The following is a 24,812-nucleotide window of genomic DNA, read 5'->3' on the forward strand; positions in this document are numbered from 1 at the left end:
GTTGCTTCGGAGTTGTTGTGGTTGGGGGTGGTGCCGCGGCGCCTTCAGGCGGTCTGGATGTCCGCCGACTGGATGCGCTTGACGCCCTTGGCGGTCATCTGCTTCCATGCGGCGGCGAGCGAGCCGTTCAGGTCGATGCCGCGCGTGGCGTCTTCGATCACGTAGGCCTCGAAGCCGGCCTTGCGCGCATCCATCGCGGTCCAGGCCACGCAAAAGTCGGTGGCCAGACCCGTGACGAACACGGTCTTGATGCCGCGCGCCTTGAGGTAGCCCGCGAGGCCGGTGGCCGTCTTGTGGTCGGCTTCCTCGAAGGCCGAGTAGCTGTCCATCTCTTTGTGGAAGCCCTTGCGGATGATGAGCTGCGCGGTCGGCACCTTCAGGTCCTTGCCGAGCGCGGCATCTTCGGTGCCCTGCACGCAGTGGTCGGGCCACAGCACCTGCGTGCCGTAGTTGAGCTTGGTCGTTTCAAAGGGCTTCTTGCCCGAGTAGGTGCTCGCAAAAGACGCATGGCCGGCCGTGTGCCAATCCTGCGTGACAACGATGTTCTCGAACGCGGGTGCGAGGCCGTTGATGACCGGGATCACCTCGTTGCCGCCCTTCACCGCGAGCGTGCCGCCGTCGAGAAAGCAGTTCTGCACATCGACCACGATGAGTGCGGCCTTGCTGCCGGGCTTGATCTTGCCGGCTGCGAAAGCGGAGAGGCCGAAGCTGCCGAGGCCGCTCATGAGCCCAAGGGCTGCTGCGGACTTCAAGACGATTCTGCGATGCATGGTGTGGACTCCGGTGGGTTGACGAAAACGATCAGGGAAACGATCAAACGCTGAGATACGCGCGGCGCACTTCTTCGTTGGCAGAAAGTTCGGCCATCGTGGCGTGATAGCGGATCTGGCCCTTCTCGAGCACATAGGCCCGGTCGGACACGAGCTCGGCGAAGTGCATGTTCTGCTCCGACAGGAGGATGCTCACGCCTTGCGCCTTGAGCTCCAGGATCATGTTGGCCATCTGTTCGACGATGACGGGCGCCACGCCTTCGGACGGCTCGTCGAGCAGCACGAGGTAGGGGTTGCCCATCAGCGTGCGCGCGACGGTCAGCATCTGCTGCTCGCCGCCGCTCATGCGACCACCGGGGCGGTTGGGCATTTCGCCGAGATTGGGAAAGAGCTTGAACAGGCGCTCCGGCGTCCACAGTGGCGCCTCGGTGCCGTCGGCCCATTGGCGTGCGGGCTGCTTGCCGACTTCGAGGTTCTCCATCACCGTGAGGTCGGTGAACACGCGCCGGTCTTCGGGCACGAAGCCGAGGCCGAGGCGCGCCGCGTGGTGCGGCTCGCTCTTCGAAATGTCGTGGCCCAGGAAGCGCACCACGCCACGGCGCTTGGCGAGCATGCCGATCAGCGCCTTCAGCGTGGTCGACTTGCCCGCGCCGTTGCGGCCCATGAGCGCGACGACTTCGCCGCGGCGCACGTCGAGGTCGACGTCGTACAGGATCTGCGCGGCGCCGTACCAGGCGCACAGCGCCTTGGCTTGAAGAAGAGGTTCGTGCGTGCTCATGCGGTTGTCACTCCCAGCGCTGCGGCTTTCTCTGCGATCTTCTCGAATGTCTTGCCGCTGCCGAAATACACCTCCTGCACCTTCGGATGGTCGCGAATCTCCAGCGGCTTGCCCTGCGCGATGAGGCGGCCGCGCGCGAGCACGATCATGCGGTCGGCGTACGCGAACACCACGTCCATGCTGTGCTCGGTGAAGAGCACGGCCATGCCGCGTTGGATCACGAGGTCCTTGGTCAATGCCATGAGCGAGTTGCGCTCCTTGGGCGCCATGCCGGCGGTGGGCTCGTCCATCAAGAGGAGCTTGGGGCTGTTGGCCATCGCAATGGCGAGTTCGACGCGCTTCACGTCGCCGTATGCCAGCACGCTGCAAGGCCGGTCTGCCTGCGACTTCATGCCCACCTGATCGAGCAGCGCGAGCGCTTCGTCGCGCTTGTGGTCGGCCGCGCGGCGCCACATCGAGAACAGCTTCTGGTCGTGCGAGAGCAAGGCCATCTGCACGTTCTCGACGACAGTGAGCGAGGCAAAAGTTTCGGCGATCTGGAAGGTGCGGCCCACGCCCTTGCGCCAGATCTCGCGGGGCTTGCGGCCCACGAGCTCATGGCCGTCGAGCGTGATCGAGCCCTGGTCGGCCTTCAGCTGGCCGTTGACCATGTTGAAGGTGGTGGACTTGCCCGCGCCGTTGGGGCCGATGAGCGCGAGCAGTTCGCCCGCGGGCAGCTCGAAGCTGATGCCGTCGACGGCCTTCACGCCGCCGAAGGACTTGCCCAGGTTGTCTACTTTGAGAAGGCTCATGCCTTCACCTCCTTGAGCTTCGCATCTGCTTCAGCGGTTTCATCATTCTTCGGAGCGCGCCAGCGGTCGGCGAGTTGCTTGACGGAGCCTGCGATACCTTGCGGGAACAGCAGCACCAGGATCAGGATGATGGCGCCGAGCATCGCGCGCCAGTAGTCGGTGTTGCGCGCCACGGTGTCGTGCAGCCAGGTGAAGGTGACGGCGCCGACCACCGGGCCCGCGAGCGTCTGGATGCCGCCGAGCAGCACCATCACGAGGCCGTCGACCGACTTGCCGACCGACAGGCTCTCTGGCGAGATGCTGCCCTTGGAGAACGCGTAGAGCGCACCGGCCAACCCGGCCACCGTGCCCGCGATGACGAAGGCCATCCACTGCATGCGCTTCACGTCGATGCCGATGGCGTCGGCGCGCAGCACCGAGTCGCGGCCCGCGCGCAGCGCATAGCCGAAGGGCGAGAACAGCACGCGGCGCAGCCACCACACGCCGGCGCCGACGAGCACCAGCGTGAGCCAGTAATACGCCTGCTTGTTCGAGAGCCACTCGGAGGGCCACACGCCGGTCAGGCCGTTGCTGCCGCCGGTGAAGCTGTCCCATTGGTAGGTGATGGCCCAGGTGATCTGCGCGAAGGCCAGCGTGAGCATCGCAAGGTAGACGCCCGAGAGCCGCACCGCGAACCAGCCATAGACCAGCGCGCCGAGCGCAGCCACGACCGGCGCGACGATCAGTGCGAGTTCCATCGGCAGGTGCAGCGAGCGCACCAGCAATGCGGCGCCGTAGGCACCGAGCCCGAAGTACGCGGCATGTCCGAACGAGTGCATACCCGCCGGACCCATGATGAAGTGCAGGCTGGTCGCGAAGAGCGCGGCGATCAGCAGGTCGATCATCAGCACCATCGTGTAGGGCGAATTCACCGTCAGGAACGGCAGGACCGCGAGCATCAGTGCGAGCACCGCGGCGGCGATGAGGTAGGCATTGCTCGGCCGGCGCAGCGGCTCTTCCTGCATGCCGACGTAGCGGCTCGGCGCCTGCGGCCGGCCGAACAGGCCCCACGGCCGCCAGACCAGCACGATCGCCATCACGAGGAAGTCGACCATCAGCGTGAGCTTGGAGAAGGACACGTCGACGCCGAAGATCTGCACCACGCCGAGCCAGATGCACACGGCCTTGATCTCGGCGATGAGCAATGCGGCCACGTAAGCCCCGGGCAGCGAGCCCATGCCGCCGACCACCACCACCACGAACGCGGCGCCGATGGTGTTGAGGTCCATCTCCAACGTGGCGGGTTCGCGCGGCAGTTGCAGCGCACCGCCGAGACCCGCAAGCAGTGCGCCAAGCGCGAACACCGCGGTGAAGAGCCAGGCCTGGTTGACGCCGAGCGCGCTCACCATCTCGCGGTCTTGCGTGGCGGCGCGCACCAGCGTGCCGAAGCGCGTGCGGGTGAGCAGCAGCCAGACGAGGCCGAGCACGAGTGGGCCGACGACGATCAGGAACAGGTCGTAGGAAGGAAACTGGCGACCGAGGATTTCGATGGAGCCCTTGAGTCCTGGCGCGCGCGGGCCGAGCAGTTCGTCAGGCCCCCAGAGCCACAGCACCGCGTCCTTGATGACGAGCACCAGCGCGAAGGTGGCGAGCAGCTGGAACAACTCGGGCGCCTTGTAGATGCGGCGCAGCAGCAGCACCTCGATCAGCGCGCCGAGCACGCCGACCGCGAGCGCCGCGATCAGGAGCGCAGGCCAGAAGCCCAGGCTCGAACCCAGCTTCTCGACGAGCGTGTACGCGACATAGATGCCGACCATGAAAAACGATCCATGGGCGAAGTTGACGATGCGCGTCACGCCGAAGATCAACGACAAGCCGGCCGCCACGAGGAAAAGCGAGGACGCGCCGGCCAACCCGTTGAGCAACTGAACAACGAAGCCTGAAAAGCTCATAAGGACCCTGAGGAAACTGGAGACACCGCGCCCAGCCCCGCTCGATCAGCGGCGACAGGCGCGTTGCAGGAGCCGCGCAATCAGTCTGCGGGGCGCATCTTTTTCACTTCGTCATCCGAAGGCTGGAACTTGGCACCGTCGAGGTACACGTAGTCGACCATCACGCCCTTGCCGCCGTCGTTCTTGGTCTTGCCGACATACGCGCCCATGGTGGACTGGTTGTCCTGCGCGCGGTAGTTGATCTTGCCGAAGGGGGTGTCGACCTGCAGGCCCTTGAAGGCCGCGATGAGCTTTTCGGTGTCGGTGCCGCCGGCCTTCTTGATGCCCGCGGCGATCGAGTGGATTGCGCTGTAGCCGACCACCGAGCCCAGGCGCGGATAGTCCTTGAACTTGGCCTGGTAGGCATCGAGGAAGGCCTTGTGCTCGGGCGTCTTCACGCCGTTCCACGGGTAGCCGGTCACGATCCAGCCGTTGGGCGCTTCGTCCTTCAGCGGGTCGAGGTACTCGGGCTCGCCGGTCAGCACGCTCACCACTTCGCGGTCCTTGAAGAGGCCGCGCGTGTTGCCTTCGCGCACGAACTTGGAAAGGTCGGCGCCGAAGAGCACGTTGAAGATCGCGTCGGGCTTGGCATCGGCCAGCGCCTGCACCACGCTGCCCGAATCGACCTTGCCCAGCGGCGGGGCCTGTTCGGTGACGAACTCGACATCGGGCTGCGCGGCCTTCAGCAGCGTCTTGAAGGTTGCGGCCGACGACTGGCCGTATTCGTAGTTGGGGTACACGATCGCCCAGCGCTTCTTCTTGAGCTTGGCGGCCTCGGGCACCAGCATCGCTACCTGCATGTAGGTCGAGGGGCGCAGGCGGTAGGTGTACTTGTTGCCGTTGCTCCAGACGATCTTGTCGGTGAGCGGCTCGGCAGCGAGGTAGAAGAATTTCTTTTGCTTGGCGAAGTCGGTGAGCGCCAAGCCCGTGTTCGACAGGAACGCGCCGGCCAGCACGTCGATCTTCTCGCGCGAGATGAGCTCCTCGGCCACGCGCACCGCGTCGCCGGGGTTGGCGTTGTCGTCGCGGCTGATGAGCTCGATCTTCTTGCCGTTGATGCCGCCCTTGGCGTTGATCTCGTCGACCGCCAGTTCCATGCCCTTCTTGTAGGGCTCGAGGAAGGCGGGTTGCGCCTTGTAGCTGTTGATTTCGCCGATCTTGATCACGCCCTGCGCATGCGCGGGGACAAGGGCTGTGGCCAGCGTGACGACGGAAGCGGCGCAGAAGGCAAGGCGCAATGGATTCATCGGGAAGCTCCTAGGGGTTCGAACAGAAAACACGTGTGCGTGGTGATGGCGAGAAGGCGAATCGATCAGCGAAGACCGTCTTCTCCCTTGATCTCGCTGGCCTGCAGCCCGCCGATGCGCGGCAGCGGACGGCCGCTGTCGGTGACGGCCACGGCGACGACGATTTCGTTGGCGCGCGGCGCATCGGACACGCGGGCCTCGATGGCGTCGAAATGGCTGCGCACGAAGGCGGCGTCTTTATGGCCGAGCGGCACGTCGATGGCGGTGCCGAGCGTGCCTTGCTTCTTGGCCGAAGGCACGAGCGCCGCGCCCTTCTCGACCGCCACGCGCAGCGGCGCACCGAGCTTGGGATGCAGGATCGCAGCCGCATGCTCGAGTTCGCCGCGCTCGCCGACGATGGCGGCCTTGCCATAGCTCTGCGCCTGGCCGGGCTCGATGCCGAGCGCCTTCACGGCCTTCTGGCCGAGCAGCGCGCCGAGCTCTTCGCCGATGGCGATGAGCTCATCGAGGTTCTCGCTGTAGCGGCCGGCGTACGGGTTCTCGATCACGGCAATGGCGACGGCGCGGCGCGTGGGCGGCGTCACGTCTTGCCCCATTTCCTTGCGGACTTCATCGACCTGGATGACGAGCTTGCGGATGTTGGCGGTCATGTTCTGGGTGTTCCTTGTCTTGTCTCTTGTTTCTGCGTGCGCGGGCTCAGCGCAGGCCGTCCCACTTGCTGATGTCTTTCGCGAGCAGACCGCCGACGCGGGCGTGCACGCGGTAGCCGGTGCTCATCGCGAGAATGAAGACGATCTCGTCGGCCGCCGGCGCGCCGGGCACGCTCACTTCGATGGCATCGAACTGGCCGCGCACATAGCTCGCATTGATGTTGGTGAGCGGCACGTCCAGCGCGGCGCCGGGTGGGCCGACCTTCTTGGTCGAGGGCACGATGGAAAGCGCATTGCCGGGCTGGCCTTTTTTCTCTTCAGCAATGCCTGCGGTGTAGGCCACGCGGCTGCCCTTCCAGCCGAGCAGCTCGCGCATCGCGTAGCCGCCGGGCACGTGCCAGAGCGCACCGTGCTCCAGTTCGCCGTCAGCGCCGACGATGGCGCCCTTGCCGTAGGTGGAAATCTGCTCGAGCGGCACGTCCATCGCGGCGTGCAGCTGGTGCGCCATGTCCACGCCGACGGGATCGAGCAGCGCCATCATCGGCAGGATGTCGGGCTCATAGCGGCCGGCGAAAGGATTGGTCAGCACCGCGCCGATCGCACCGCGCACCAACGGGATGTCGGCACGCGGTCCGAACTCGTGGTGGATGTGCTCGACATGGGTGAAGACGCGGCGGATATCGATCATGAAAAAGAACCTTGCTTTCGTTAAGCAAATACTGAACCAAGTGATTTCGGCAGCACGGTCTGCAGCGACTTCGAGCATAAGGGCTCGACAAGTCGGAACTGCCCCTGGCAAACGAGTAGAACGGCCCAGACGAGCCCCCCTTTTTGCAGGACCTTGGCGCAGATCGCGCCCGTATCGAGTGCGCTTTTCACCTGCGATGGTGCGAGCGGCGGCACATCGATGGTGACGAGGGTGTCACCCAAGTCGCTGTCATCCTTGCATTCGCTTGCGGGCTTGCGCTGGATGAGGGCGTCGTCGACATCGACGGCGTTGGCGATCACTGTCGCCGCCGCATCGGCCTGTGCTGCCGTGGCGGCCAGGACCGTCACGCTGTCGGCGATGCCCAGCGAGAAGCTGCGGCCGCGCCAGCCGCTGGTGGCGACGCCGCGCACGGGCTCGTCCGCATGCAGTTCGAACTGGCCGTCAGTGGTGAGGATGCTGTTGCTGTGGTCGCGCCAGTCGAAGCGCGCGATGTCGGCGAACACGCCCACGCGCGCGGACTGACCAGGCGCGAGGTGCACCGCGATGTCGCCGCCGTTGTTGATCCAGGCGCGCTCGATGCCGGGGCGGTCGTAAAACGCGATGAGCTCCTGCGCCACCGAACCGGCTACGGCGGCCATCGGCGTGATGAACATCGGCGAGAACGCGGCGCACGCGTCCCACATGCGCTGACCAACGACACCGCGCGGGCGCAGCTTGTCGGTCACCGGCAAACGCAAGAGCGGCAGTTCGCGCACCAACTCGTCGAGCACATGGCCGAAGCGCACCCAGGCCGCATCGTGCGCGGCCGCGACGGCGTACGGATCGCCGTGCGCCTCGGCCACGATGTCGATCGGGCCGTGGTTGAAGTGCCAGCGACCGCCGTCCAGCGCACGACGAGATGCCGTCATACGACATTGCGGCCGCCGCCGGGCCGCCCCAAGGCGCGCCGCGCCTCCCCCCCGGGGGGTGGAGTTACATGAGCGCAGCGAATGAAAAGCCGGGGGGCTGACATTTCTTTCAGCCCAGCATGGGTGCGTGGCCGAGTGGCCACGGGTTGGCCGCGTCCATCGCGAGCCATTGGCGCGCGAGCGGCGCGCCGTCTTCCTGCCATGCCCCGCGCGCGAGCGCCTGTTCGAGCGAGAAGATGTGTTCCATGTGGCCGCCGAGCGCCTCGTAGTCGGTGCGCCGCATGCTGAATTCGATGGGCGCGACGATGGCCGGCGTGGGCACGGTGCCGAAGCTGTTGTCGGGCATGCGCATGACATCGGCCATCACGGTGATGCCGCCGCCGGGCCATACATAAGCCGGCGCGCCGCCGCAGGTGACGTTGACCAGCGCACGCTTGATCGCGCGCGTCAGCAGCACCGGGTTTTCGGTCACGCCCGCACGCAGGCTGCCGCCGGCGCCGCCGAGGAACAGCACGGTGCACAGCGAGGGCTCGCAGTTCTCGCCGATGCGGTCGACGATGCGCTTCACTTCGGCGGGCATCTCCTGTTCGACGGGCTTCAGCGCGTCGTCCAGCACGTACCACTGCGCGTGCTCTCCGGTGGTCGAGGTCATGAGCAATCGCAGACCCGGGCGCGCGACTCCCTCTTCCCAGCCTTCGATGATCGCGAGCGGATCGGCGATGTCGGTGCCGCCCCAGCCGTTCCCCGGATTCGCCACCTGGAAGTAGCGCCCCGGCGTGGACTTGCGACCCAGCATCTGGATGCCCGAAGGCGCCATGTCGAGGCACCGGCCGGCCTGGTGCTCGGTGAGCACACCGGTGATGTGGTCGTCGACCACCACCACCTCGTCGGCCACGCCCGCGAACTGGCGCGCGAAGATGCCGACCGCCGCGGAGCCGCAGCCCACGCGCATGCGCTGCTCTTCCACGCCGTTGACGATGGGCGCCTTGCCGGCCTGGATCACGAGCGTGGAGCCGCCGTCGATGGTGCACTCCACCGCCTTCTTGTTGCCCAGGAACTGCATCAGCTCGGCCGTCATGCGGCCTTCCTTCTTGCTGCCGCCGGTGAGGTGGTGCACGCCGCCGAGCGACAGCATCTGCGAGCCGTATTCGGCCGTGGTGACGTGGCCCACGACCTCGCCGCGGTAGCGCACGTTGGCCTGCTCGGAGCCGAGGAAACGGTCGGTGTCGATCTTCACCTTGAAGCTGCAATAGCTGAAGATGCCCTCGGTGACGACGGTGACCATGTCCACGCCCTGGGCTTTCGAGGCCACGATGAAGGGGGCAGGCTTGTAGTCGGGGTAGGTGGTGGAAGAGCCCACGCCGGTGACGAAGACTTCGTCTGCGTGCAGCAGGTCGCCGTTCCAGTCGGGGGCGCCCGCTTCGATCACTTCGCTCTTGTCGGCGGCCGGGCGGTCGAAAGGCACCAGCGTGGGCGCCTCGCTCGCGATCTCGCGGCGCAGCAGCACGACGGGGTCGACGCGCACCAGCACGCCTTCGCGGTTCGCATAGCGGTCGCAGGCGCCGGTGCGGCCGTCGGAAATCTGGCAAAGCACCGGACACGCGTTGCACTCGACCTTGGCAGTGCTCATCTTCTCGTTGCGCGGCGGCGCCTTGCCGAAGGCGCTCGCGCCGGCTTCGGCGACCACCGGCATATCCATGCCGGGCAATCCGTCTGTCTTGGTGTGTTCGGTCATCGGGGCGATCTCGTGGGCTGTCTGTATGGGGCAATCGGTCCGGTGAGGTTTGCAACAAACGTGCCGTCTGCCCGCTTGTGCGCCGCCTGCCGTTTGTGTAGCATTCCCTACACTTTCATGTTGCAATCACTACATTGAAGATCAATGTAGCAAACAGGCCCGATGCTTGCAATGGTGTTTTCTCGCGGTGTTCATCGGGGTTTTTACGACCAACGACAATGGAGGGTTCGCAGCCGGCCGGCGGTCATGCCCCAAGGGTGTGCATCCGCGGCTCAGCCAGCCCCTCCCCTGTTACCAACCAACTCTTGAGTTCCGTATGAGTGCATTCAGCGAAGAACGCGTCCTGAGCGTCCACCACTGGACCGACCGCCTGTTCACCTTCACCACCACGCGCGACCCGGCGCTGCGCTTCTCGAACGGTCATTTCACGATGATCGGCCTGAAGGTCAACAACAAGCCCCTGCTGCGCGCCTACAGCATCGTGAGCCCGAACTACGAGGAGCACCTGGAGTTCCTGAGCATCAAGGTGGAAGAAGGCCCGCTCACCTCGAAGCTGCAGCACATCCAGGTGGGCGACACCATCATCGTGGGCCGCAAGCCCACGGGCACGCTGCTGATCGACTACACGCTGCCCGCCAAGCGCCTGTACCTCTTCGGCACGGGCACCGGCCTCGCACCGTTCATGAGCATCATCCGCGACCCGGACACCTACGAGAAGTTCGAGCAGGTCATCCTGGTGCACGGCGTGCGCCAGGTCGACGAGCTGGCCTATCACGACCTCGTGACCGATCACCTGCCCAAGCACGAGATCCTGGGCGAGATGATCGAGAAGCAGTTGCTCTACTACCCGACCGTCACGCGCGAAGAGTTCCGCAACCAGGGCCGCATCACCGACCTGATCGAGAGCAACAAGCTCACCGACGACCTGGGCCTGCCGCCACTCAATGTCGAGGAAGACCGCGTCATGCTGTGCGGCAGCCCCGGCCTCTTGGTGGACCTGAAGCACATCCTGGAGAAGCGCGGCTTCAAGGAAGGCAACACCTCGACGCCCGGCGACTTCGTCGTCGAACGCGCCTTCGCCGAGAAGTAAGCCAGAGACGCCGCGCGCACGATGGCCGACAGCCGCACCGCTTCGAAAACAAGCAAGGCAACCAAGCCCCAGCGCCGCACCGGCGTGCGCGAGGCGGCCGCCCAGGCTACGCGCGACAGCATCCTGAAGTCGGCGACCAAGGTGTTCGCCAAGTACGGCTACGACGGCGGCAGCGTGGAGAAGATCTCCAAGGCTGCCAAGTCGTACGACCGGATGATCTATTACTACTTCGGCAGCAAGGAAGGTCTCTTCATCGCGGTGCTCGAAGGCATCTACCAGCGCATGGACGATGCCGAGGCCGCCATCGCGCTCGACGCCTCGCGCCCGGTGGAGGCGCTCACCGAAGTCATCCGCTTCGTGCTCGGCTACTACCGCAAGAACCCCGAGTTCGTGACGCTCTTGAACACCGAGAACCTGCACAAGGGCCGGCACATCTCCAAGTCGCTCAGGGCGCGCGAGTATTCGTCGCGAGCAGTGGCAATCATTGCGGAAATCCTCGCGAGCGGCTCGGCGCAGGGCCTGTTTCGCAAGGACCTGGTGGCGCGCGACATCTACCTGCTGATCGCGTCCACCGGTTATTTCTACACCTCCAACCGCCACACGCTCACCGCCTTCCTCGGCGAGCCGCTGGAGTCGCCGGAGGCGATCACGCACTGGGAAAACTTCGTGATCGAGACCCTGCTGCGCACCGTGCGCGCGGACGACATCACCGAACAAGACAACACCCCACCCCACGACGAGGACACCACGAAATGGCAGAAATCGCAGCCGGCGCAAAGTCGGGCAAGGTCGTCATCAAGAACATAGGGCTGCTGCTCTCGGGCGACATCGACAAGCCCATCCTGGATGCCGACACCATCGTTGTGAACGACGGCCTGATCGTCGCGGTCGGCAAGGAAAAGGACTGCGACCTCGAAGGCGCGAAGACCGTCATCGACGCGAAGAAAACCTGCGTCGCACCCGGCCTCATCGACAGCCACGTGCACCCGGTGTTCGGCGACTGGACGCCGCGCCAGGGCCAGATCGGCTGGATCGATTCGACGATGCACGGCGGCGTGACCACCATGATCTCGGCGGGCGAGGTGCACCTGCCGGGGCGCCCCAAGGACATCGTGGGCCTGAAGGCGTTGGCCATCACCGCGCAGCGTGCGTTCGACAACTTCCGCCCGGGCGGCGTGAAGGTGCTGGCCGGTGCACCAGTCATCGAAAAGGGCATGGTCGAGAGCGACTTCAAGGAACTCGCCGAAGCCGGCGTGGGCCTGTTGGGCGAAGTGGGCCTGGGCTCGGTGAAGGCCGGCTACGAAGCCAAGGAAATGGTGGCGTGGGCACGCAAGTACGGCATCCAGAGCACGATCCACACGGGCGGCCCGTCGATCCCTGGCTCGGGCCTGATCGACAAGGACGTGGTGCTCGAAGCCGACGCAGACATCATCGGCCACATCAACGGCGGCCACACCTCGCTGCCCGAGGCGCATGTGTGCGAGCTGTGCGAGAAGAGCTCGCGCGCGATAGAGATCGTGCACAACGGCAACGAGAAGGTCGCCATCGCGGCGGCCAAGGCAGCGCTGGAGTTGAAGTGTCCGCACCGCGTGATCCTCGGCACCGACGGCCCCGCGGGCTCGGGCGTGCAGCCGCTGGGCATCCTGCGCATGGTGGCGATGCTGTCGTCCATCGCGAACATCCCGGCCGAGCTGGTGTTCTGCTTCGCGACCGGCAACACGGCGAAGATCCGCAAGCTCAACTGCGGCCTGATCGAAGTGGGCCGCGATGCCGACTTCGTCTTCATGGACCGCGCGCAACATTCGCCCGCACCGGGCCTGCTCGAAAGCGTGCAGCTGGGCGACATCCCGGGCGTGGGCATGGTGATGATCGACGGCATCGTGCGCTGCGGTCGCAGCCGCAACACGCCGCCTGCGACGGAGATTCCGGTGGTGGTGTCAGGCGCGCACTGAGCAGCACCGGTCTTGTCTCCTCTCCCGCCTGCGGGAGAGGGCTAGGGTGAGGGCCTCGACCTTCGCACAAGCACCGCATTCGCGAGCGCCGCAGACCCTCACCCCAACCCTCTCCCCGAGGGGAGAGGGAGCAAGACGGGAATCCTACTTCGCGCGAAACACCAGATACCGCGCCGACAGGAAGTTCACCACCAGTCCCGCGCAGCTGCCCAGCGCCACGCCGGCCGCCGGCGCCCACGGACCCGTGACCCAATGCAACACGAGCACATACGCACCGTAGTTGACGACGGCGCCGCCCAGCATGGTCACGAGGTAGCCAAGGTACTCGCGCAGCATGGAGTCGTTGGAGCTCCGCGCACTGAACGTATAGCGCCGGTTCAATGCCCAAGTCGCGGTAGCAGCCGCCAGGAAAGACAGCACCCGCGCGCCATACCAGCCCAGCAGCGGCGCCGTCAGGTACAGCACCGCCACATCGACCACGAAGCCCGCCGCGCCGACCACGGCGAACGACAGGAACTCCCGCCCCAGCTTCATCGCGGCGCGTTGGAGCTGCAGTTGCGCACGCCGGGAATCGCCAGGTAGCGCAGCCGCTTGGCCTCCCTGCGCCCGAGCGTCACCGCGTGCATCACCACGCCGCACACCATCGACAGCATCGCGCCCAGCATCGCGCCGGTGGCCAGCACCGCCGTCGGGAGCCGGGGCACCAGGCCGGTGTGCATGTAGGTGACCACGAGCGGCACCACCAGCGTGATCGCGCCCAACGCGAGCAACGCCGCAATGATCGAGAAGAACTGCAGCGGCCGCTCGCTCACGAAGAGCTTGCAGATGGTCTTGAGGATGCGCCAGCCGTCGCGGTAGGTGGACAGCTTGCTGTGCGAACCTTCGGGACGCGTGCTGTAGGCGGTGCTTTCCTCGGCCCAGGGCATGCGCAGTTCCAGCGCGTGCACCGTGAGCTCGGTCTCGATCTCGAAACCGCGCGACAGCGCCGGGAACGACTTCGCATAGCGCCGCGAGAACACGCGGTAGCCCGAGAGCATGTCGGTGAGGCCGCCGCCGAACAGCTGCACCACCGCGCCGGTGAGCATGCGGTTGCCGAGGCGATGGCCGGCGCGATAAGTGAGCGCGTTCTGCCCGTCGTCGATGCGGTTGCCCACCACCATGTCGAGGTTGCCGTCGATCAGCCGCTGGATGAGGCGCGGCGCGGCGGCGGTCTCGTAGGTGGCGTCGCCGTCGACCATCACGTAGATGTCGGCCTCCACGTCGGCGAACATGCGCCGCACCACGTTGCCCTTGCCCGGCGCCGCCACGTGCGTGACGATGGCGCCGGCCGCGCGCGCGACGGCGGCCGTGTCGTCGGTCGAGTTGTTGTCGAACACGTGGATCTCGGCATCCGCCGGCAGCGAGGCGCGGAAGCCCTCGACCACCTGGCGGATGGCCAGCGCTTCGTTGAAGCACGGAATCACCGCGGCAATGCGCGGCGCGGCGCTTCGTCGGCTCACGGTGTCGGCGGCGTCGTCAACGTCGTTCATGGTGCGGTCGGAAGGATTCGGTAGGCCCGGCTGCCATCTTGCGCGAACAGCGGGGTGAAGTGGGTGTCGAAACCGGCGCGGGTCGCGAGCGTCGGTGCCAGGTGGTCGGGCATGACGATGGCGGTAAAGCCCAGCTTGGCGAGCTTGTTCGCCATGTCGCCGGGCGGCAGCAGCAGGAAGTCGGCATAGCGCCACGGGCCGAGCGTATCGCCCCAGATCGGGTTCGGGCCGTAGTAGATCGCCTCGTTCAATGCGATCTGGTAGACGCGGCCGGTCGGGTTGCGGCGCAGGTAATCCATCACCGCATAGCCCGGCACGTGCTTGCGCAGGAACGCTTCGCGCGTCTCGGGCGTGGGCGAGATCATCGCGACCTTGCCTGCGGTCTGCCGCACCGACACGGCCGCCAGCACGGCCAGGAGCAACACCACGACCCAGTCGCCGATGCGGGCCGCGCTGCGCCGGTTGGTGAGCTCGGGCACGCCTTCCGCGGCGGCCGCCTTCATGCCGAAAACGCGGCGCACGCCCGCTGCAATCCAGCCGAACAGCACCTGCCAGCCGATGGCCGCCGTCATCGCAAGGAGAGGGAACGAGGCCGTCAGATAGCGCGGATAACGCGAGGTCACGACCCACACGGCCAGCGAATAGAAGCAGAACCAGCCCGCGGCACGCACGGCGGCGGAGCGCTTCCACAACACACCGAAAGGCGCGAGGAACACCGACCAGATCAGCGCGTTCGGCATCTCGGCGTGATCGCGCACGTCGGCGAGTTGCTGCACGTAGTCGGCCGGAATCCACTCGCTGAAGCCGAACACGCGCGCGCCGATCGGGTTGAACGGATCGCCGGTCATGACGGCGTTGCGTGCATACCAGTAGATGCACGGAATCAGGAAGCAGACGAGCGCCAGCGCCCAGGCCTTGGGCCGGCGCTCGTGCCACACGACGAAGAGAGCCACCAGCGGCATGAAGACCAGCGCCTGGTACTTGGAGCCCGCGGCCACGCCGAGGCAGAAGGCGGCAAGGCCAAGCCAGCGCATGCCGCTGTGCACGGGTTGCGATTCGCGCCACCACCACAGCGACACGCAGGCCGTGAGCACGAAGAGCGCCACGCCCATGTCGATCAGCGCGTTCGAGTAGTCGCCGAGCCCCAGCCAGATCGCCGCGCCGATGCAGGCGGTGAGCCGGTTGGCGTGGAGCATCCCGAGGCGATAGATCATCACCACCGAGAGCCCGCCCGCCAGCGCGTTCAGGAAGTGCGGCAGCACGTCGTCGCCCACCTGCAGGGCGGCGGCGTAGAGCAGGTTGTAGTTGTACGGAAACCAGGGGTAGCGCAGCCACTTGTGGATACCGAGCGAGCCCTGCTGCGCGACTTCGCGCGCATAGGGCAGGTGGTACATCAGCTCGTCGAAGGCAGCCGGCGGTGCGAGCGGCGCGATCAGTGCGGGCAGCGCGACAAGCACCAGCGCGACCATCGCGATGCGGTCGAAGTAGGTCCACGGCACGGCGACGGCGCTCGCGTTCAGGGCGCGCCGCTCGCGCAGCCACGCGGGCAACTGCAGCGCGGCGACGACGACGCCCGCCGCAATCACCGCCAGCGTGGCGCCGAGCTTGAACACACCGAAGATCGCCAACACCTGAAACGCACAGATGAAGAGCCCGACGCCGAGCGCAACCGCCAGCGCGGCTTCGAGCCAGCCATCGCGCCGCGACGGCGGCGCCAGGCGAGCCAGCACGCCGCGACCCCACCCCCAGCAGCTGACGACGAAAACCACGAGTGCCGCGTAGTGCGCGGCTGCAAACATCAGCTTCTGAATAACAACTCCCGGTGCCGGTCGGCCAGGCCGGCCGGCAGGTTCAAAGGTTGGGCGCGAGGAGCCGCTCGAGATCGGACTCGCTCTCCTTGCGCCGCGCGGCCTGGTCCTGCAACTGGTCGTGCCCGATCTTGCCGACGTTGAAGTACGTCGCATCGGGGTGGCTCAGGTAGAAGCCACTGACGCTGGCGGCGGGCATCATAGCGAGGCTTTCCGTCAGGGTCATGCCAATGTCCGCGCAGGCCAGAAGGTCGAACATCGGGCCCTTCACGCTGTGGTCCGGGCAGGCCGGGTAGCCGGGCGCGGGGCGGATGCCGCGGTATTTCTCCGCGATCATGTCCTCGTTGCTCAGGCCCTCGTCGGGCGCGTAGCCCCAGAGGTCGGTGCGCGAACGGTGGTGCAGCGATTCGGCAAAGGCCTCGGCCAGCCGGTCGGCCAGGGCCTTGAGCATGATGGCCGAGTAGTCGTCCAGGTCGTCGATGAAGTACTTCTCTTTCTTCTCGACGCCCAGGCCGGCGGTGACCGCGAACACGCCCACGTAATCCTTCAGGCCGCTGTCCTTCGGCGCGACGAAGTCGGCCAGGCACCGGCTCGGGCGCATCACGCCGTCGATCACCTGCTTCTCGGTCTGCTGGCGCATGCCGTACCAGGTGAGCGCGACTTCGCTGCGCGTCTCGTCGGTGTAGAGCTCGATGTCGTCGTCGTTCACCGTGTTGGCGGGCCAGAAGCCGACGATGCCGCTCGCGCTGAGCCAGCGGCCCTCGATCAGGCGCTTCAACATGCGCTGGCCGTCGGCGTACACGCGCACGGCCTCGGTGCCGACGACTTCGTCCTTCAGGATCGCGGGGAATGGGCCGGCCAGGTCCCAGGTCTGGAAGAACGGGCCCCAGTCGATGTACTTGGCGAGTTCGGTCAGGTCGAAGTTCTTGAACACGCGCCGGCCGATGAACTTGGGCACCGGCGGCACGTAGTTCGTCCAATCGATCGGCGTCTTGTTGGCGCGCGCCTTGGCGAGCGGCCACATCGGCACCTGCTTCTTGTTGGCGTGCTGCGTGCGCACCTTCTCGTAGTCGGCGTTGATCTCGTCGATGTACGCGGTGGCCTGGTCGGAGAGCAGCGACTGCGCCACGCTCACGCTGCGCGACGCGTCGGGCACGTAGACCACGGGGCCCTCGTAGTGCGGCGCGATCTTCACGGCCGTGTGCACGCGGCTGGTGGTGGCGCCGCCGATCATCAGCGGGATCTTCTTGATGCGGAAATGGTCGTCGCGCTGCATCTCGCCGGCCACGTACTGCATCTCTTCCAGGCTCGGCGTGATCAGGCCCGAGAGACCCACGATGTCCGCGCCCTCGACCTTGGCGCGCGCCAGAATTTCGTGGCACGGGACCATCACGCCCATGTTCACCACTTCGAAGTTGTTGCACTGGAGCACGACGGTCACGATGTTCTTGCCGATGTCGTGCACGTCGCCCTTCACCGTGGCGATGATGATCTTGCCCTTGGTGCGCACGTCGCGACCCGCGGCTTCATCGCGCAGCTTTTCTTCCTCGATGTAGGGCAGCAGGTGGGCCACGGCGGACTTCATCACGCGCGCCGACTTCACCACCTGCGGCAGGAACATCTTGCCGGCGCCGAAGAGGTCGCCCACGATGTTCATGCCGTCCATGAGCGGGCCTTCGATCACATGCAGCGGACGCCCGCCCTTGGCGAGGATCTGCTGGTAGGCCTCTTCGGTGTCTTCCACGATGAAGTCGGTGATGCCGTGCACCATCGCGTGCGAGAGGCGCTGGTTGACGTGCACCGGGTTCTCGGGCGTGCCGCGCCACTCGAGGCGCTTGCTCTCGTCCTTGGCGCCGCTCTTGGCGGTTTCGGCCACTTCGACCAGGCGCTCGCCGGCGTCGGGCCGGCGGTTGAGCACCACATCTTCCACGCGCTCGCGCAGCTCGGGCTCCAGGTCGTCGTACACGCCCACCATGCCGGCGTTGACGATGCCCATGTCCATGCCCGCCTTGATCGCGTGGTACAGGAACACGGTGTGGATGGCTTCGCGCATCGGGTCGTTGCCGCGGAAGCTGAAGCTCACGTTCGACACGCCGCCCGACACCTTCGCGCCCGGCAGGTTTTCCTTGATCCAGCGCACGGCATTGATGAAGTCGACCGCGTAGTTGTCGTGCTCCTCGATGCCGGTGGCAATGGCGAAGATGTTCGGGTCGAAGATGATGTCCTCGGGCGGAAAGCCCACCTCGTCCACCAGGATGCGGTAGGCGCGCTCGCAGATCTCGACCTTGCGCTCGTAGGTGTCGGCCTGGCCCTTCTCGTCGAAGGCCATGACCACCGCGGCGGCGCCGTAGCGCTTCACGAGCTTGGCCTCGTGCTTGAACTTGTCCACGCCCTCCTTCATGGAGATGGAGTTGACGATGCCCTTGCCCTGGATGCAGCGCAGGCCCGCCTCGATCACGTCCCACTTGGAGCTGTCGACCATCACCGGCACCCGCGCGATGTCGGGCTCGCTCGCGATGAGATTCAGGAACCGGACCATCGCGACCTTGCTGTCGAGCATGGCCTCGTCCATATTGATGTCGATCACCTGGGCGCCGTTTTCGACCTGCTGGCGCGCAACGGCCAGCGCTTCCTCGAACTGGCCGTTCAGGATCATTCGCGCGAAGGCCTTGGAACCGGTGACGTTGGTGCGTTCGCCGATGTTGACGAACAGCGTGCCCTCGCCGATGGCGACCGGCTCGAGGCCGGACAACTTCATGGGGGGAACGGAAATCTGTGGGGTCTGCGCCATGGGCTCACCTGCGAAAGGAACGGACAGGCGAGCGTCGTTTTGAAATCCCAAGCCTGACGGCCCGCCGGGCGGACCGCTGCAACGCTCCTTGGGAGGGGATGCATTTTAAGGGCGTTCGCCTGAGCCCGCGGGAAAGCCCTAGTCAGCCCCCGCAGGCACCCCCCACAGAATGCGGGCGCGCAATTCGTCGAAGAACGAACGTTCGTGTTTTTATCTGAAAACAAAGGAATGAACATATGCCAAGAAAGAGGAATTCGAGGCTGCTGCGCCTCGCCGCCCGCCCGGTGTGCGCCGCACTGCTTCTCGGTCTGGTGGGGACGACAACGCTGAGCCAGGCGGCCATCGCCGACACCCCCACGCAGGTCCAGGCCCGGGTGACATCCAGCGAAGCGAAGACCAAGAACCCGATCGTGCTGGTGCACGGCCTCTTCGGTTTCGACAACGTGCTGGGCATCGACTACTTCTATCGCATCCCCGAGAGCCTGGCCGGCGCGGGCGCGAAGGTGTACGTGGCCCAGGTCTCGGGCGCCAACAGCTCGGAGATCCGCGGCGAGCAGTTGATCCAGGAGCTGAAGAACCTGCGGGCGCTCTCGGGCGACCCGTCGCTCAAGTTCAACCTCGTCGGCCATTCGCAGGGCGCGCCGACCGCGCGCTACGTGGCGGCGGTGGAGCCCGGGCTGGTCGCCTCGGTCACCTCCGTGGGCGGGGCCAACGGCGGGTCGAAGGTGGCGGACCTCTTGCGCAAGATTCCCGAGGGCAGCGTCTCCGAGGCGGTGGTCGCGGAGACGCTGCGGCTGGCGATGCTGCTGCTCGGCGCCATCTCGGGCAAGGAGCCGAGCCAGCTGCCCGAAGTGCCGCTGAACGCGCTCAATTCGCTCACCACCGCGGGCGGCGCGGCCTTCGACAAGAAGTTTCCCCAAGGCCGCCCGGCTCCCGGCTCCTCGTGCGACGTGAAGAGCGGCCCGGCCGAGGCGAACGGCGTGCGCTATTACTCGTGGTCCGGCGTGCAGCCGCTCACCAACGCGTTCGATGCGAGCGACGCGGCCATGGGCGGGCTGAGCCTCGTCGCCTTCGGGAGCGAGACCAACGACGGCCTCCTGGCCGTGTGCTCCACGCGCCTGGGCACGCACCTGGGCGACTACCGCCAGAACCACCTGGACGAAGTCAACCAGCTCTTCGGCCTGACCTACATCGGGCTGTGGACGCTGTTCGAGAAGAAGCCGGTGCAGCTCTACCAGGAGCAGGCCGCCCGGCTGAAGAGCGCGGGCCTCTGACGATGCGGCGCGCCTTGTTGTGAAAAAAGCGAGACCGCTGCAGCTCGGCGCGATGGCGGGCGCCGCGGTGCTCGCCATCCTTGCCGGATGGTGGTGGGTGGACGGGCTGCCTCCGGCTGACGCCCCGGAGACGGTGGTGGCGACTTCCACCATCACCGCCACCGCGCCCGGCGGCGCGATGGCGGCAACGGCTCAACCGATCGGCGATGCCCGCCCCGCCCCCGACGCGATGCTGAACCCGTCGCTGATCCTCATCTTCGAAAGCGCGCTCGCCGAGGCGCAGGCCACCGGCAAGGCCGCCTTCATGGCGATGGCCCCCGGCCTGCTCGCCAAGCGCCTGCCGGCCGAGCTGGTCGCTCGCGCCATGGGCCTGCTCGAGCGCTACATCGACATGCAGGAAGCCATGCAGGCGCTGCCGCCGCCCGACGCCGGCGACCCCGCATCGCTGCGCAAGACCATCGAGGCGCGTGCCGAAGTGCGGCGCAGGTACTTCGCGCCCGAGGAAATCGAAGGCCTCTTCGGCGACGAGATCCGCCAGGACGCCCTCATGGCCGACAAGATGGCGATCGCCCGCGACGTCAACCTCACGCCCGAGGAGCGCGAAGCGGCCGCCAAGCGCAGCGAGGAAGCCCTGCTCACGCCGGAGCAGCGCGAGCAGCGGCGCGCCTTCACCGCGCAGGTCGACGTGCAGCGCCAGACCGATGCCATGGACGCGCGCGGCGCCAGCGCCCAGGAGCGCTTTGCCGAACGCAACGCCGCCTACGGTTACGAAGCGGCCCGCCAACTGGCCGCGCTGGACCAGGAAAACCAGGACTGGAACAGCCGCCTGGACCAGTACGCCAACGCGCCCCCGGACCAGCAGGCGCAGTTGCGCGAGTCGCTCTTCAACGAGCGGGAGCGCTTGCGCCTGAGCGGGGCGTTGGCATTGCGCTCGGCAAGGCCTGCGCCGAACGCGGCAGGCCGAACACCCGGTCGAAGCCCCAGTTGAAGACGAAGGTGTAGACCAGGAAGAACAGCACCAGGCCCAGGTCCATCACCAGCGCCTGCCAGAGCGTCACGCCCAGGCCCCAGGCGAACAGGGGCACCAGGAACGCGATCAGCCCGCCCTCGAAACCGATGGCGTGGGCGATGCGGCGGCGCACGCTGCGCCCGCGCACGGCCTGGCGCGATTCCCAGCGCTCGAAGAGCGCGTTGAAGATCAGGTTCCAGATCACCGCGACCACTGATGCGGCCACCGCCAGCACGCCCGAATGGCCGAGCCCGGCGTCCGTCATCAGGGCCAGGCCGGCGCTGGCGCAGACGATGGCGATCCCTTCGTAAAGGGAGATGTAGACGACACGACGCTGGAGCCCTTGCATGACTTTCCTCTTGAACTTGATGCGATGGCTGGACTTTATTTGCTATTTATTGATATAAAAAGTCACCTTATTTCAATTCAACTGATAGATCGGACGCCATGGCCTTCTCCAGCGACAACGTCGAGGTGTTCCTGGCTGTGATCGACCACGGCTCGTTTTCAGCCGCCGCGCGGGCGCTGCACAAGGTGCCGTCGGCCGTGAGCATGGCCATCGCCGGCCTCGAAGCCGAGTTGAACCTGCCCCTGTTCGACCGCAAGGGCCGCGAGCCCCAACCCACCGCCGCCGCGCGTTCGCTGGAGCCGCAGGCGCGCATGCTCGCGGCGCAGTTAAAGCAATTGCAGGTGCAGGCGCTCGCGCTTACCCAGGGACTGGAAAACCGCCTGACGCTCGCCATCGCGCCCGAACTGCTGGCCGCGCCCTGGAGCGGTCCGCTCGCCGAACTGGCGCAGGAATACCCGCTGCTGCAGGTCGAGGTGCTCGCCGCGCCGCAGGCTGATGCGCTCACGCTGCTGCACAGCGGCCGCGCGCAACTGGCGCTGGTGTTCGAGCGCCCGAGCCTGGACGGCCGCGAAGGTTTTCAGGAAGTGGGCAGCGACACGATGGTGGCCGTGATGGCCCCCGACCACCCGGCGCTCGTCGCGGCGGCCGGCGAGCGGTTGCGGGAAGAGCACCTCACGAACACCCGGCAGATCGTCGTCGCTGGCCGCGACCTGGCCACCAGCGATCCGCGCTTCGTGTTCGCGCGTCATGTCTGGCGCACCGACAACGCGCTGGCGGCGCTGAGCCTGATCACCGCCGGTCTCGGCTGGGGGTGGCTCCCGCGCAACTTCGCGCGGCCGCATGTGGCGGCGGGGGCGCTGGTCGAGATCCCGTTCGAGAACCTCAGCAACGGGCTCGACCTGTGGGTCGACGTGGTGTGGTCACGGGAGCGCCCGCTCGGGCTGGGCGCGCAGCGCTTCGTGGCGCTGATTGCGCGGGACAGGCAGGCGGCGGCTCACGCGTCAAAAGACCTGGAGCCATGAATTGATTGGTGGCCGACCGTGCTGACGATGGCTCCATTGGTGCGACAACGTCGCACCTTTTGATGTCTGTTGAGCTGCGCCGCACAGCGAGGCGAACGGCCAGTTCGGGGTGCGTGCACAGAACACGCTGTGGGTGTTCCGCTGAACAACCACCGCGCCGACGACGATCACCCCGAAGCGTCTTGAGTCGATGGCTCTCAAGGCTTGGGCGGCGGCAGCATCAACACCATCTGCGTCACCGCGAACTCGCAATCGCGCGGCCCGCGCTGGCAGTAGGTGGCCGTCGGCGCGACATCAAAGATGGCCGGCGCCAGTCCGGGGCAAGCCACAGCGATCTTGCCAGGCATCGGCACACTGACCTTGCAGTCGGGGCGCGCATCGGCGATGCGGCCGGACAGCAGCGTGTCCCACGAAGGCGGCTTGCCGGTGTCGCCGCAACCCGCCGCGAGCGCCGATGTCATGAGCGCGAGTCCCGCGAAGCGAAGGCCGGCAGCGCCCACCCGGTGCACCGGCTCAGGCAGCTTCGCTGTAGAAGCCCGCCGTGTTGTTCAGCAGCCGCCCCGGCACCGGAGCCACGGCACGGCCGATCGCCGCGATGTGGTCCGGCGTCGTGCCGCAGCAGCCGCCCACGATGTTCACCAGCCCCGCGGCCGCGAACTCGTGCAAGAGGCGCGAGGTGACGTCAGGCGTCTCGTCGAAGCCGGTGTCGCTCATCGGATTGGGCAGGCCCGCGTTCGGGTAGCAGCTGATGAAGGTGTCGCCCGCCACGCGCGCGAGCTCCTGGATGTAGGGGCGCATCAGCGCCGCGCCCAGCGCGCAATTGAGGCCGATGGCCAGCGGCCGCGCATGCCGCACGCTGTGCCAGAACGCGGTGACGGTCTGGCCGCTCAGGATGCGGCCCGAGGCGTCGGTCACGGTGCCGCTGATGATCAGCGGCAGGCGCTCGCCGCTGTTGTCGAAGTACTCGTCCACCGCGAAGAGCGCGGCCTTGGCGTTGAGCGTGTCGAAGATCGTCTCGACCAGGATCACGTCGGCGCCGCCTTCGACCAGCGCCTCGGTCTGCTCGTAGTAGGCCGCGCGCAGCGACTCGAAATCGACATTGCGTGCGCCCGGGTCGTTCACGTCGGGGCTGATGCTCGCGGTCTTGGGCGTCGGGCCGAGGGCACCGGCCACGAAGCGGGGCTTGTCGGGGGTGCTGAACTTGTCGCAGGCCGCGCGCGCGAGCTTGGCGGATTCGAGGTTCATCTCGCGCGCCAGGTGCGCCATCTTGTAGTCCTCCTGCGCGATGGTGGTCGCGCCGAAGGTGTTGGTCTCGATGAGGTCGGCGCCGGCAGCGAGGTAGCCCTCGTGGATGTCGGAGATGACGTCGGGCCGGGTGAGCGAGAGCAGTTCGTTGTTGCCCTTCACATCGCGCTCGAGGTCCTTGAAGCGCTCGCCGCGGTACTGCGCCTCGGTGAGCTTGAAGCGCTGGATCATCGTGCCCATTGCGCCGTCGAGGATGGCGATGCGCTTTTCGAGGATGCCGGCAAGTGCCTGGCCGCGGGTGTAGACAAGGGGCTTCATAGCCCCCGATTGTAGAAAGCGGCCCTGTCCCTGCCGTGCGTCAGTGCTTTGCGGCGTTCTCGACGAAGGCCAGCACCGCCTCGATCATCCGCCGCACATGCGGCTTCACGCCGGCCGCCACCTCGGGCAGGTAGTCGAACGGCAGCTGCTCCTGCATGTAGCTCGACTGCGTCATCTCCAACTGCACCGCGTGCACGCCGCCAGCCGGATTGCCGTACTGGCGCGTGATGTGGCCGCCCTTGAAGCGGCCGTTGAGCACGCCGGTGTAGCCCGTGGCCGATTCGGCGATCCCCAGCAGCGTGGCGGCCAGCACCGGATCGCAGCTCGTGCCGTTGCCCGTGCCCAGGTTCAGGTCGGGCAGCTTGCCGTCGAAGAAGCGCGGCAGCACCGAGCGGATCGAGTGCGCGTCCCACAGCGCAATGGTGCCGTGAGCAGCTTTCAGGCGGTCGAGTTCGGCCTGCAGCTGGCAGTGGTACGGGTGCCAGATCGCGTCGCGGCGTTCGGCGACTTCCGCGTCATCGGGCAGGTCGTCCTTGGATGCGTAGACCGGCGTGTCGTCGAAGGTGTCGACCGGGCACAGGCCCGTCACGCTCTGGCCCGGGTAGAGGCTCGCGCCATCCGGCGGACGGTTCAGGTCGATCACGTAGCGCGAGTGCGTGGCCACGAGCACCGAGGCGCCGAGCTCATCGGCGAAGTCGTAGAGCTGTTCGAGATGCCAGTCGGTGTCGGGCACATGGCGCGCCTCGTCGGTGAGGCGGGCGGCCAGCGCGGGCGGGACGTGGGTGCCGACATGCGGCATCGAGATCAGCAGCGGGCGCGTGCCCTGGCGGAAGCGGAACGCCGGCTCGGCGGTGGTGAAGGCCATGG

Annotated in this window: 23 protein-coding genes and 1 riboswitch; of the genes, 6 read left to right on the forward strand and 17 right to left on the reverse strand. The window is 66.7% G+C overall.

The annotated features are described in order from the left end of the window. Positions 1–44: 44 nt before the first annotated feature. From pncA to QF040_RS23855, 9 genes are all read right to left on the reverse strand, one after another. Positions 45–770 carry a bifunctional nicotinamidase/pyrazinamidase gene (gene pncA, locus QF040_RS23815; protein ID WP_429613090.1) on the reverse strand — a complete coding sequence of 242 codons (726 nt, stop codon included), beginning with the start codon at positions 768–770 and terminating at the stop codon, positions 45–47. Between the two features lie 43 nt (positions 771–813). Further along, positions 814–1,548, reverse strand: a complete 735-nt coding sequence (locus tag QF040_RS23820; RefSeq protein ID WP_429613091.1) for an ABC transporter ATP-binding protein — start codon at positions 1,546–1,548, stop codon at positions 814–816. Continuing rightward, entirely contained in the window at positions 1,545–2,339 is a 795-nt protein-coding gene (locus QF040_RS23825; RefSeq protein ID WP_429613092.1) for an ABC transporter ATP-binding protein, read from the reverse strand. The genes QF040_RS23820 and QF040_RS23825 overlap by 4 nt, the downstream gene beginning before the upstream one ends. Then, on the reverse strand, positions 2,336–4,270 hold the full coding sequence (locus QF040_RS23830) for an ABC transporter permease (protein WP_429613093.1): 1,935 nt from the start codon (positions 4,268–4,270) through the stop codon (positions 2,336–2,338). Before QF040_RS23830 ends, QF040_RS23825 begins: the two co-directional genes overlap by 4 nt. Positions 4,271–4,350: 80 nt before the next feature. Further along, entirely contained in the window at positions 4,351–5,556 is a 1,206-nt protein-coding gene (locus QF040_RS23835; RefSeq protein ID WP_429613094.1) for an ABC transporter substrate-binding protein, read from the reverse strand. A gap of 65 nt (positions 5,557–5,621) precedes the next feature. Continuing rightward, the gene (locus QF040_RS23840; protein ID WP_013538679.1) at positions 5,622–6,206 is read right to left on the reverse strand and encodes an amino acid synthesis family protein; all 585 of its coding nucleotides are present in this window, start codon (positions 6,204–6,206) and stop codon (positions 5,622–5,624) included. A gap of 46 nt (positions 6,207–6,252) precedes the next feature. Further along, the gene (locus tag QF040_RS23845; protein WP_429613095.1) at positions 6,253–6,894 is read right to left on the reverse strand and encodes an amino acid synthesis family protein; all 642 of its coding nucleotides are present in this window, start codon (positions 6,892–6,894) and stop codon (positions 6,253–6,255) included. A gap of 20 nt (positions 6,895–6,914) precedes the next feature. Further along, positions 6,915–7,823, reverse strand: coding sequence for a UPF0280 family protein (locus QF040_RS23850; RefSeq protein WP_429613096.1), 909 nt, complete (start codon positions 7,821–7,823; stop codon positions 6,915–6,917). Positions 7,824–7,932: 109 nt separating this feature from the next. Next, positions 7,933–9,558, reverse strand: coding sequence for a 6-hydroxynicotinate reductase (locus QF040_RS23855; protein WP_429613097.1), 1,626 nt, complete (start codon positions 9,556–9,558; stop codon positions 7,933–7,935). A 316-nt stretch (positions 9,559–9,874) separates the two neighbouring features. On the opposite strand from QF040_RS23855, the gene QF040_RS23860 reads away from it, so the two are divergent. From QF040_RS23860 to QF040_RS23870, 3 genes are read left to right on the forward strand one after another with little or no spacing between them, the layout of a single operon-like run. Further along, positions 9,875–10,648 carry a ferredoxin--NADP reductase gene (locus QF040_RS23860; RefSeq protein ID WP_130426483.1) on the forward strand — a complete coding sequence of 258 codons (774 nt, stop codon included), beginning with the start codon at positions 9,875–9,877 and terminating at the stop codon, positions 10,646–10,648. A 21-nt stretch (positions 10,649–10,669) separates the two neighbouring features. Continuing rightward, the gene (locus QF040_RS23865; protein ID WP_429613098.1) at positions 10,670–11,455 is read left to right on the forward strand and encodes a TetR family transcriptional regulator; all 786 of its coding nucleotides are present in this window, start codon (positions 10,670–10,672) and stop codon (positions 11,453–11,455) included. Further along, positions 11,401–12,600: an amidohydrolase family protein gene (locus QF040_RS23870; RefSeq protein ID WP_257865064.1), complete on the forward strand. Its 1,200-nt coding sequence runs from the start codon at positions 11,401–11,403 to the stop codon at positions 12,598–12,600. Before QF040_RS23865 ends, QF040_RS23870 begins: the two co-directional genes overlap by 55 nt. Positions 12,601–12,744: 144 nt before the next feature. Here the strand turns inward: QF040_RS23870 and QF040_RS23875 are convergent, their stop codons facing one another. Genes QF040_RS23875 through metH form a run of 4 tightly spaced genes read right to left on the reverse strand, consistent with a single transcriptional unit; the run spans position 12,745 to position 18,695 of the window. Beyond that, positions 12,745–13,134 (reverse strand): GtrA family protein, encoded by a 390-nt coding sequence (locus QF040_RS23875; protein WP_429613099.1) that lies wholly within the window; start codon positions 13,132–13,134, stop codon positions 12,745–12,747. Beyond that, the gene (locus QF040_RS23880; protein WP_429613100.1) at positions 13,131–14,129 is read right to left on the reverse strand and encodes a glycosyltransferase; all 999 of its coding nucleotides are present in this window, start codon (positions 14,127–14,129) and stop codon (positions 13,131–13,133) included. Before QF040_RS23880 ends, QF040_RS23875 begins: the two co-directional genes overlap by 4 nt. Beyond that, the gene (locus tag QF040_RS23885; protein WP_429613101.1) at positions 14,126–15,928 is read right to left on the reverse strand and encodes an ArnT family glycosyltransferase; all 1,803 of its coding nucleotides are present in this window, start codon (positions 15,926–15,928) and stop codon (positions 14,126–14,128) included. Before QF040_RS23885 ends, QF040_RS23880 begins: the two co-directional genes overlap by 4 nt. A 52-nt stretch (positions 15,929–15,980) precedes the next feature. Further along, a complete protein-coding gene (gene metH, locus QF040_RS23890; protein WP_429613102.1) occupies positions 15,981–18,695 on the reverse strand; it encodes a methionine synthase in 2,715 nt (904 codons plus the stop codon). 55 nt (positions 18,696–18,750) lie between these two features. Continuing rightward, positions 18,751–18,824, reverse strand: a riboswitch (S-adenosyl-L-homocysteine riboswitch). A gap of 140 nt (positions 18,825–18,964) precedes the next feature. On the opposite strand from metH, the gene QF040_RS23895 reads away from it, so the two are divergent. Then, positions 18,965–20,002 (forward strand): lipase family alpha/beta hydrolase, encoded by a 1,038-nt coding sequence (locus tag QF040_RS23895; RefSeq protein ID WP_429613103.1) that lies wholly within the window; start codon positions 18,965–18,967, stop codon positions 20,000–20,002. A gap of 19 nt (positions 20,003–20,021) precedes the next feature. Further along, the gene (locus QF040_RS23900; RefSeq protein ID WP_429613104.1) at positions 20,022–20,990 is read left to right on the forward strand and encodes a lipase secretion chaperone; all 969 of its coding nucleotides are present in this window, start codon (positions 20,022–20,024) and stop codon (positions 20,988–20,990) included. On the opposite strand, the gene QF040_RS23905 is transcribed toward QF040_RS23900, so the two are convergent. Then, positions 20,887–21,360 (reverse strand): PACE efflux transporter, encoded by a 474-nt coding sequence (locus QF040_RS23905; RefSeq protein ID WP_307604025.1) that lies wholly within the window; start codon positions 21,358–21,360, stop codon positions 20,887–20,889. The two genes, QF040_RS23900 and QF040_RS23905, sit on opposite strands and share 104 nt — an antisense overlap. Before the next feature lie 98 nt (positions 21,361–21,458). On the opposite strand from QF040_RS23905, the gene QF040_RS23910 reads away from it, so the two are divergent. After that, positions 21,459–22,382, forward strand: coding sequence for a LysR family transcriptional regulator (locus tag QF040_RS23910; RefSeq protein ID WP_429613105.1), 924 nt, complete (start codon positions 21,459–21,461; stop codon positions 22,380–22,382). Between the two features lie 197 nt (positions 22,383–22,579). On the opposite strand, the gene QF040_RS23915 is transcribed toward QF040_RS23910, so the two are convergent. Genes QF040_RS23915 through hutG form a run of 3 tightly spaced genes read right to left on the reverse strand, consistent with a single transcriptional unit; the run spans position 22,580 to position 24,810 of the window. Next, positions 22,580–22,843, reverse strand: coding sequence for a hypothetical protein (locus QF040_RS23915; protein WP_429613106.1), 264 nt, complete (start codon positions 22,841–22,843; stop codon positions 22,580–22,582). Positions 22,844–22,895: 52 nt separating this feature from the next. Next, entirely contained in the window at positions 22,896–23,945 is a 1,050-nt protein-coding gene (locus QF040_RS23920; protein ID WP_429613107.1) for a homocysteine S-methyltransferase family protein, read from the reverse strand. A gap of 40 nt (positions 23,946–23,985) precedes the next feature. Then, entirely contained in the window at positions 23,986–24,810 is an 825-nt protein-coding gene (gene hutG, locus QF040_RS23925) for an N-formylglutamate deformylase (protein ID WP_429613108.1), read from the reverse strand. Between the last annotated feature and the right edge of the window lie 2 nt (positions 24,811–24,812).

This window comes from Variovorax sp. W2I14 (assembly GCF_050435205.1).
Classification (GTDB): Bacteria; Pseudomonadota; Gammaproteobacteria; order Burkholderiales; family Burkholderiaceae_C; genus Variovorax; species Variovorax paradoxus_C.

Excerpts from the sequence above, each read along its gene's own strand:
- QF040_RS23910 (WP_429613105.1), top strand. The coding sequence starts at position 21,459 with ATGGCCTTCTCCAGCGACAACGTCGAGGTGTTCCTGGCTGTGATCGAC.
- QF040_RS23915 (WP_429613106.1), bottom strand. The coding sequence starts at position 22,843 with ATGACATCGGCGCTCGCGGCGGGTTGCGGCGACACCGGCAAGCCGCCT.
- QF040_RS23820 (WP_429613091.1), bottom strand. The coding sequence starts at position 1,548 with ATGAGCACGCACGAACCTCTTCTTCAAGCCAAGGCGCTGTGCGCCTGG.
- QF040_RS23845 (WP_429613095.1), bottom strand. The coding sequence starts at position 6,894 with ATGATCGATATCCGCCGCGTCTTCACCCATGTCGAGCACATCCACCAC.
- QF040_RS23840 (WP_013538679.1), bottom strand. The coding sequence starts at position 6,206 with ATGACCGCCAACATCCGCAAGCTCGTCATCCAGGTCGATGAAGTCCGC.
- QF040_RS23855 (WP_429613097.1), bottom strand. The coding sequence starts at position 9,558 with ATGACCGAACACACCAAGACAGACGGATTGCCCGGCATGGATATGCCG.
- QF040_RS23830 (WP_429613093.1), bottom strand. The coding sequence starts at position 4,270 with ATGAGCTTTTCAGGCTTCGTTGTTCAGTTGCTCAACGGGTTGGCCGGC.
- QF040_RS23880 (WP_429613100.1), bottom strand. The coding sequence starts at position 14,129 with ATGAACGACGTTGACGACGCCGCCGACACCGTGAGCCGACGAAGCGCC.
- QF040_RS23865 (WP_429613098.1), top strand. The coding sequence starts at position 10,670 with ATGGCCGACAGCCGCACCGCTTCGAAAACAAGCAAGGCAACCAAGCCC.
- QF040_RS23825 (WP_429613092.1), bottom strand. The coding sequence starts at position 2,339 with ATGAGCCTTCTCAAAGTAGACAACCTGGGCAAGTCCTTCGGCGGCGTG.
- QF040_RS23895 (WP_429613103.1), top strand. The coding sequence starts at position 18,965 with ATGCCAAGAAAGAGGAATTCGAGGCTGCTGCGCCTCGCCGCCCGCCCG.
- QF040_RS23875 (WP_429613099.1), bottom strand. The coding sequence starts at position 13,134 with ATGAAGCTGGGGCGGGAGTTCCTGTCGTTCGCCGTGGTCGGCGCGGCG.
- QF040_RS23835 (WP_429613094.1), bottom strand. The coding sequence starts at position 5,556 with ATGAATCCATTGCGCCTTGCCTTCTGCGCCGCTTCCGTCGTCACGCTG.
- QF040_RS23905 (WP_307604025.1), bottom strand. The coding sequence starts at position 21,360 with ATGCAAGGGCTCCAGCGTCGTGTCGTCTACATCTCCCTTTACGAAGGG.
- QF040_RS23920 (WP_429613107.1), bottom strand. The coding sequence starts at position 23,945 with ATGAAGCCCCTTGTCTACACCCGCGGCCAGGCACTTGCCGGCATCCTC.
- hutG (WP_429613108.1), bottom strand. The coding sequence starts at position 24,810 with ATGGCCTTCACCACCGCCGAGCCGGCGTTCCGCTTCCGCCAGGGCACG.
- QF040_RS23870 (WP_257865064.1), top strand. The coding sequence starts at position 11,401 with ATGGCAGAAATCGCAGCCGGCGCAAAGTCGGGCAAGGTCGTCATCAAG.
- QF040_RS23850 (WP_429613096.1), bottom strand. The coding sequence starts at position 7,823 with ATGACGGCATCTCGTCGTGCGCTGGACGGCGGTCGCTGGCACTTCAAC.
- QF040_RS23885 (WP_429613101.1), bottom strand. The coding sequence starts at position 15,928 with ATGTTTGCAGCCGCGCACTACGCGGCACTCGTGGTTTTCGTCGTCAGC.
- pncA (WP_429613090.1), bottom strand. The coding sequence starts at position 770 with ATGCATCGCAGAATCGTCTTGAAGTCCGCAGCAGCCCTTGGGCTCATG.
- QF040_RS23860 (WP_130426483.1), top strand. The coding sequence starts at position 9,875 with ATGAGTGCATTCAGCGAAGAACGCGTCCTGAGCGTCCACCACTGGACC.
- metH (WP_429613102.1), bottom strand. The coding sequence starts at position 18,695 with ATGAAGTTGTCCGGCCTCGAGCCGGTCGCCATCGGCGAGGGCACGCTG.